The sequence below is a fragment of the Hyphomicrobium sp. genome (assembly GCF_036833075.1).
Lineage (GTDB): Bacteria > Pseudomonadota > Alphaproteobacteria > Rhizobiales > Hyphomicrobiaceae > Hyphomicrobium_C.
The window spans coordinates 1-6,652 of sequence record NZ_DAITQL010000138.1 but is presented as its reverse complement, the minus strand read 5'-3'; the positions used below and the strand labels follow the sequence as shown (position 1 = coordinate 6,652).

Sequence of the window (6,652 nt, the reverse complement as noted above, 5' to 3'; positions counted from 1 at the left end):
GTTCAAGCTGTTAGGTGACGAGATTCTGCGCAAAACCGGAGTGGTGGAGCCGAGGAGTTTCGATCTCCTCAGTTGTGACCACATAATCAATTGATATCTAACGATAAATTTTCAGGGACAATTCGATTGTTGGATGGATTGTTGGATAAAGTTTCGCGATTTGTTCTTACTGACGAGGGCAACTTTTCTAGCGAGATCTTTGTTGGCTCAGATCACGAATTCCTTCAGCTTACCGCATTATTGCAATGCATGTGATTTATATCCACGGCGTTTCGGAGCGGCCCGCTGAGATGGAACTTCTGAAAGATAAGGATATGAATTCTAATTCGTAGCGAGTGCTTGCGGCGCATCTAAGTTCCCCCTTCGCCGCAAAGAGCGGCAACCACAGTCAGGAGGGGCGGTATGTCGTTCTTGCGCCGGACTTTCGCGGCTTGTGCTGCACTGGTCGTTCTGTTTTCACCCCAGCTCTCTCACGCGGAAAATCTCAAGTTGCGCGTTGCCTACGTTCCGATGGTGAACATGGCGCCGCTTTTCATCCTGACAAATGAGGGATGGGCGAGAGAGGCCGGCGTCGATCTGGAGCTCACACGCTTCTCTTCCGGCACGACGCTGATCCAGGCTCTAGCCTCCGGTGAATTCGACGCAGTGTACATGGCGGTATCGCCAGTTGTGGTCGCCCGCGCGCGCGGAATCGATCTCAAGATCGTAGCCGCGAACGGCGTCGAGATCGTTTCGCTCATCGGGCTTGCCGACCTTGCCAGGGGCTACGATAGCGCGGCCAGTCCAGCCAAGGCTTTCGAAGCGTTTCGCCAGCAACACGGCCGACCCGTATCGATCGCGACCCTGCCGAAGGGCACCATTCCCGATACGGCCCTGCGCCACTACATCAAGACGCAAAACATCAGCGAGGCCGACGTCTCGATTCTGAGCCAGGGCGAGGAGCAGGTCCGCCAGTCCCTGCTCGCAAAGGCGGTCGATGCCGCGACCATGCCGGAGCCGATCATCACCATCGTTAAGAGCAAGGACCCGTCTTCGGAGTTGCTTGCGACCGGTCACGATCTGATGCCGGGGCATCCGGGCTTCGTGCTCTCGGTAAGAGAGAAGATCCTCAAGGACCATCCGGACAAGGTGAAAGCGCTGGTCACACTCAACAGCAAAGCCATCGCGCTGATCAAGAGCGATCCGAAACGGGCGGCCATCTCGACGGAGGTGCATCTCGGGAAGGGCTTGATCCCGTTAGAGGTCATCGAGGCAGCCCTTACGTCCCCCAACAATCCCATCACCGATGACCTGCGCCAGCTCGCCGAAGGAACGAAAGCGCTGCAGCAGTTCCAGGTAGAAATCGGCGTGCAGCCGAAGATCGTTCCGGAAAATGAGCTGTTCGACTGGACGAGCTACAACGAATTGCAGGCGACGCGATGAGCGCGGCGGTTTCCTCGCCGGTCCGGCTAGGCGCTGTTTCGATTGCAAGTGCGGTGGGGTTTGTTCTGCTGTGGGAGATCGTTGCCAGGCTCCATCTTATGCCGGCCACGTTGCTTCCCGCGCCGAGCAGCGTCGCGCTGGCGTTTGAGAGCGAGTTTCATTCCGGCCGCTGGCTTGCAAATGTTCTCGCAAGCCTCTCGCACTACGCGGTCGGCGTCGGTATCGGCACGCTGCTCGGCATCTGGTTCGGCTTGGCAACGGCCCAATGGCCGCTTTTCAATGCGCTCACCGAGGGAGTTGCACGTCTACTGCGCCCGATCTCTCCCATCGCCTGGCTTCCTTTCGCCATCATCTGGTTTGGAATCGGCGAGGCGGCGGCGGCCTTCATCATTGCGACCGGCGTGTTCTGGTTGAACTACATCGCGACACAATCTGCCGCGCGTGCGGTCGATGCCGACAAGATTGAGCTCGCACATGCGTTTGGTCAGGGAGCCTTCTTCACGCGCGTCCGCAAGATCGTTCTGCCTGGCGCAGCGCCTGGAATTCTCTCGGGTGTCAGGGCCGGTGTGTCCATGGGCTGGATCGCGGTTCTGGCTGCCGAGATGCTGGGAGTCGCGGGCGTGGGCCAGCGCTTGCTCGAAGCGTCTGGCGTGCTCGCCACGGACCTTGTTGTCCTCTACATGGCGACGATCGCAGCGCTCTATGCCGTCACCGACTCCGCACTCGAATGGCTAACCCGGAGATTGCTGCCGTGGAAGCACTAGCTTCACGTGCCGAGGCCGAAAACTCGGACGTACTTGTGCGGATAGCCGATGTCGCCTTGGACGCACCCGGCCAAGCGCAGAGATCCATTTTGGAGAACGTTTCCCTTGAGATCCGCGCGGGAGAATTCCTTGCGATCATGGGGCCGTCGGGCATCGGAAAATCCACGCTTTTGAGAGCGATCTCCGGCTTGGTCGCTCCGAGCCGAGGGACAATCTTGGCCACGGGGCGGCGGCAGACATCTGGAAAGTTTGCGACCCTCGTATTCCAAGATGCACGCTTGCTGCCCTGGCGCCGCGTGCGCGGCAACGTGGAGTTCGGGCTCGAGGGCACCATCCCCAGACGGAGCGAGCGGGCTGATCGCGCCCGCAATGCGCTTCGCCTCGTTGGGCTCCAAGCGTTGGAGACCCGCTGGCCGCATCAGCTTTCCGGCGGGCAGCGGCAGCGCGTCAGCATCGCACGGGCCCTGGCGCTTGAGCCGGCGCTGCTCTTGATGGACGAGCCGTTCTCAGCCCTCGACATTGCCACGCGCCGAACGCTCCAGGACGAGATCTTGAGCATTTGGAGTACAGCCGGCGCAACCGTCGTTCTCGTCACTCACGATCTCGACGAGGCTCTCCACCTCGCCGATCGGGTCGTTGTACTGGGTGGTTCTCCGGCGACGATCAAGGACGTCGTGGAGGTTCCGATCGCGCGCCCGAGATCGAGGCCGAAACCCGTTGCCCAGGGCCCCTACGCCGCGCTGAAGGGGCGCCTCGCACAGCACTTCAATTCGGCCACACCATTCGGCGCGCCTCAAGGGACCGACAATGAGCCAGCCACAATCGGAAATTGATCTCTATTTCGCGCCGACCGGCAACGGATATCGCGCCGCAATCGCACTCGAAGCCTGCCAGATCCCGCATCGGCGTATCGTCGTGAACATCGAAGGTGGGAAGCACAAGACGCCGGAGTTTCTGATCCTCAATCCGCTGGGGGCGATCCCGGTGATCGTCGATCACAATGGACCTGGAGGCCACCCCCTGGTCTTGAGCCAATCCGGTGCGATCCTGTTGCACGCCGCGGAAGGGAGCGGCCGATTTATCCCCACCGATCCACGCGACCGGCTGCGCGCTCTGCAATGGTTCATGGCCGCGACCTCGGACGCCGCCGTCGGAAATACCCTGACGCGCTACATCAAGTTCAACGCGCCGGACAAATCGGAGGCGAACGACGCCTATTTCCTGGAGCGCCTGCGCGTGCTGTTCGAAGCATTCGACCGTCAGATCGGCAGCAACGAGTTCATCGCAGGTGAGCTGTCGATTGCCGATCTCGCGCTCTATCCGGTCATCAACATGCGCCTCGATCTTGTCGAGAGCGCAAAACTCAACTCGTTGCGTGCCTGGTTCGATCGCCTGAGCCGATATGAGCCGATCGTGCGCACCTACAACGCAGCCTGAGATGGCTTTTAGGCATGGACGATGGGGAAATGCATTTTATAGCTTATTTCTCAGCTTCACCTTGCCGCTCGCGACGCCAAATCAGGCGTGCGCCCCCCTCATCACCGGCTTCAATCAAGGCGCCCCAAATCGGATGGGGAAGTGTTGGGTCGTCGATCTTGATGCGCAGGTAGGTCTCCTCGGTTCCGTTGCGCTTGCGTCGCCAGGCGACGCCGATCTCGGCGGTGCCGGTCGTGATGCGGAAGTCGGGACCGCTGTCGCCGTCTTTGCGGTCGTTGGCCATGATCAGGACTTTGGCGTTGATCATGAGTGTGCGGATCGTGCCCGCATAGCCGTCCTTGACGGCAGAGAAATTTCCGATCACTGGCATGATGGCTGGGCTCCCTTTTTTATGTGCGTCTACCTTGGATGGCCGATGGCTCTGATCAGTTGGCTGCGGCGCGATAGGGTCGGAGGATGATGTCCTTGTGGACGATGACGCGTAACGGCCAGCCTGGACGTACCGTGATGGTCGGCTGGGTGTTGAGATTGCGCTCGATAAGTCGCTGTCCGGCCCGGTTCGTGGTCGACTGCGTCGACAGTTGCAGGGCGCGGATGAGATCGCTGTCGGACGAGCCGAAGGCAAGCTCACTACCGACGCCGAGAACGGTGGCCAATGCAACGCCCTTGAGGAGCTGCCAGGTGTGGAGATCGACCTGATCGGCTAGGCCTGCATACCCGCCGGTGTCGGTCGCCGGCAGATTGTCGATCACTATCGAGTTGCCATCGGGAAGGATGATGCGCTGCCAGATCACGAGCGCGCGTTCCTGGCCGAACGCGACGACGTTGTCGTACTTGCCGATCAGTCTCGCTCCCTGCGGAATTAGGATGAATCGGCCGGAGACGGTGTCATAGATGTTCTCTATCACCTGCGCGATGACAAAGCCGGGGAGATCGGAGTTGAGCCCGGTGACAAGGCTTGCGGCAATCACGGTTCCGGCCATCAACTGATAGGGTGATGCCGGCATCTGCAGGCCGTGCGGATTGTAGATGTCTTTGTCCGGTCCCGACTTGAGAAACGTGAGCTTGCGCGTCGCCTCGGTCGTGTCGTTGGCTGTGTATTCGAGGTCGCCTGTTGCGAGAGCTTGCGCCCGCTCCGTGGCGCGGAGCAGGGAGAGCGTGGCGAAGCTTCCGTCGGCTGTAGTCGTGCTCGAGCGTGGCGTCGGTTCGGATGGCGCATCGCCCGACGTCGAGTCCTGGGGCGGCTGTTTGAGCTGCAGACGAAAGAACACCTGCGATTCCCGGGCCTGCCCGGCCATGCGGGCAAGGCGCGTCTTCTCGGCATTCTCGGCATCATCGATCGGTAGGCCAGTGTCGGGTAGGATGAGCTTGGGCGCAGGCGGCTGCGTGCCTTGGGGCGCGGGGTTGGCCGGTTGCAGGCCTTCGTAGGTGGCCGGTAGCCTGCTGAGCCCATCGGTGATCGGCTTGTTATCGACGTTGATTAGCTCCTGCCGTTCCGCGACCTTGAAGCTTGGCGGCTTCAGGGCGACGAGTACGATCCCCGAGAGCAGCACTAGGAACATGGCCGTACCACCGATCAGCACCTTTCGATTGATGCGTGTCACGGGCTGCGGGCGTGCGCGCAACTCCAGCGTCTCGGGTGCTGCTTTCTTCTCTTCCGGCTCTTTGGCCTGGTCGGTCTCGCTCATGAGCGCGTCTCCCGCCAGATTGCATCCGTGCGGACAATGCGAACAACCCGTTGCGGCTCCGTGCCAAGCCTGAGTTCGGCGGCAGCGAACAGCCTGTCGACGATGTAGGTGGTGCCGCGGACGCGGTAGTTGACGAGCGCAGACTTGCCGTCGGGGCCGATGATGAACAGCGGAGGGGCTTCGCTCTTGGTGATGCCTGACGGGAACTGGATATAGACCTTGTTGCCGTCGTCGAAGACCTGCCGCGGCTTCCACGGCGCATCGCCCTCGAGGCGATAGCGGAAGCGCAACTCGTCGATGTTGACGCCGCCCTCGGCGATCGCGGCCACCGCGAAGGCCGCTTCCTCGCTTTGCTTGCGCAGGGAGACGAGCTCGGCGGCGGGATAGGTCCACGACACCGAGGCCATGTAGGTCGCCTCGGAGGATCGCATCTCAAGATGGTAGGTGCGCCGGTCGGTGGTGATAACGAGGTTGGTCTCGAGGTCGGCGCCAACTGGTTTGATCAGAATGTGGACCTGGGCGTCCTTGCCCTCGCCGCTGTTCGTGTCTCCGACGACCCACCGCACCGTATCTCCCGCTGAGACTGAAACAAGCTTCTCGCCGGCTTCGAGCGCGATGTCCGTGACCTGATTGACGGCGGCGTAAAGCTGATAGAGCGCGCCCTTGGTATAGGGATAGACCTGGATGGCATTGATATAGCCGTCCTTGACCGGCTCGAGACGCGCAGCCTCATTGGCTCCGGTCACGCGATCCGCTGGCGGTCGCGTGTCCTTCTTCTTGCCGGCGTCCTTGCCGACGGGCTTAAGCTGACCGGGAAGGGGCAACGGTGTCGGGACCTCGACGTAGCGGACCGGCAGTTTGGGATCCGGCTCGCGATGGGCTGCCATCGCCGGACTGTCGAAGATTGGGATCTCAGGGACCTTGATGTTGGTGGCGCAGGCGCCAAGCCCGCTCGATGTCATAAGGAGGGCGACGAGGGTGCGGTGGGTACTCATTTGGACTCTCCGGTGGTGACGTCCTGCGACCAGTTGAAGGCGTGCACGTAGATGCCGAGCGGGTTCTTCCGCACGGCATCGACTGTCCTTGGTGGGGTGAGCGCGATGGAGAAGAGGCCGGTCAGGCGCTTGGTGTCCTTGAGGGCGCCGCCCTCGAAGGTGCGCTCGGTCCAGCGCACCTGGAACGAGGTGTCGGAGGCCCGTACGACGCTCGTCACCTCGACGGCCACGGTCTGGCGGCCAATACGGGCGAAGGGGTCATTGTCGCGGGCGTATTCGTTGAGCGTGATTGCCGCTTTGTCGGTGACGAAGTCGTAGGCCTTGAGCCAGTTCTGCCGCACCACCA

8 protein-coding genes are annotated in these 6,652 nt (G+C 61.3%); 4 read left to right on the top strand and 4 right to left on the bottom strand.

Translation table 11 applies throughout. From position 1 onward, the window contains the following. The first annotated feature begins 402 nt into the window (after positions 1 to 402). The 4 genes from V7082_RS21115 to V7082_RS21100 are packed head-to-tail and all read left to right on the top strand — an operon-like array spanning position 403 to position 3,623. Complete coding sequence (locus V7082_RS21115; RefSeq protein WP_334151629.1) at positions 403 to 1,422, top strand: ABC transporter substrate-binding protein; 1,020 nt, start codon at positions 403 to 405, stop codon at positions 1,420 to 1,422. Further along, a complete protein-coding gene (locus tag V7082_RS21110; protein WP_334151628.1) occupies positions 1,419 to 2,186 on the top strand; it encodes an ABC transporter permease in 768 nt (255 codons plus the stop codon). Before V7082_RS21115 ends, V7082_RS21110 begins: the two co-directional genes overlap by 4 nt. After that, positions 2,150 to 3,019, top strand: coding sequence for an ABC transporter ATP-binding protein (locus V7082_RS21105; RefSeq protein WP_334151627.1), 870 nt, complete (start codon positions 2,150 to 2,152; stop codon positions 3,017 to 3,019). Before V7082_RS21110 ends, V7082_RS21105 begins: the two co-directional genes overlap by 37 nt. Continuing rightward, entirely contained in the window at positions 2,994 to 3,623 is a 630-nt protein-coding gene (locus tag V7082_RS21100) for a glutathione S-transferase family protein (RefSeq protein ID WP_334151626.1), read from the top strand. Before V7082_RS21105 ends, V7082_RS21100 begins: the two co-directional genes overlap by 26 nt. Positions 3,624 to 3,666: 43 nt before the next feature. On the opposite strand, the gene V7082_RS21095 is transcribed toward V7082_RS21100, so the two are convergent. The 4 genes from V7082_RS21095 to trbF all read right to left on the bottom strand — a co-directional run. Further along, positions 3,667 to 3,993: a DUF736 domain-containing protein gene (locus V7082_RS21095; RefSeq protein WP_334151625.1), complete on the bottom strand. Its 327-nt coding sequence runs from the start codon at positions 3,991 to 3,993 to the stop codon at positions 3,667 to 3,669. A gap of 55 nt (positions 3,994 to 4,048) precedes the next feature. Next, positions 4,049 to 5,311: a TrbI/VirB10 family protein gene (locus tag V7082_RS21090; protein ID WP_334151624.1), complete on the bottom strand. Its 1,263-nt coding sequence runs from the start codon at positions 5,309 to 5,311 to the stop codon at positions 4,049 to 4,051. Then, positions 5,308 to 6,306 (bottom strand): P-type conjugative transfer protein TrbG, encoded by a 999-nt coding sequence (gene trbG / locus V7082_RS21085; protein ID WP_334151622.1) that lies wholly within the window; start codon positions 6,304 to 6,306, stop codon positions 5,308 to 5,310. The genes V7082_RS21090 and trbG overlap by 4 nt, the downstream gene beginning before the upstream one ends. Then, on the bottom strand, positions 6,303 to 6,652 hold a 350-nt coding region (gene trbF, locus V7082_RS21080), incomplete at its 5' end, for a conjugal transfer protein TrbF (protein ID WP_334151621.1). The genes trbF and trbG, both read right to left, overlap by 4 nt.

Coding starts and splice junctions, on each gene's coding strand:
- V7082_RS21115 (WP_334151629.1), top strand. CDS start 403: ATGTCGTTCTTGCGCCGGACTTTCGCGGCTTGTGCTGCACTGGTCGTT.
- V7082_RS21110 (WP_334151628.1), top strand. CDS start 1,419: ATGAGCGCGGCGGTTTCCTCGCCGGTCCGGCTAGGCGCTGTTTCGATT.
- V7082_RS21105 (WP_334151627.1), top strand. CDS start 2,150: ATGGCTAACCCGGAGATTGCTGCCGTGGAAGCACTAGCTTCACGTGCC.
- V7082_RS21100 (WP_334151626.1), top strand. CDS start 2,994: ATGAGCCAGCCACAATCGGAAATTGATCTCTATTTCGCGCCGACCGGC.
- V7082_RS21095 (WP_334151625.1), bottom strand. CDS start 3,993: ATGCCAGTGATCGGAAATTTCTCTGCCGTCAAGGACGGCTATGCGGGC.
- V7082_RS21090 (WP_334151624.1), bottom strand. CDS start 5,311: ATGAGCGAGACCGACCAGGCCAAAGAGCCGGAAGAGAAGAAAGCAGCA.
- trbG (WP_334151622.1), bottom strand. CDS start 6,306: ATGAGTACCCACCGCACCCTCGTCGCCCTCCTTATGACATCGAGCGGG.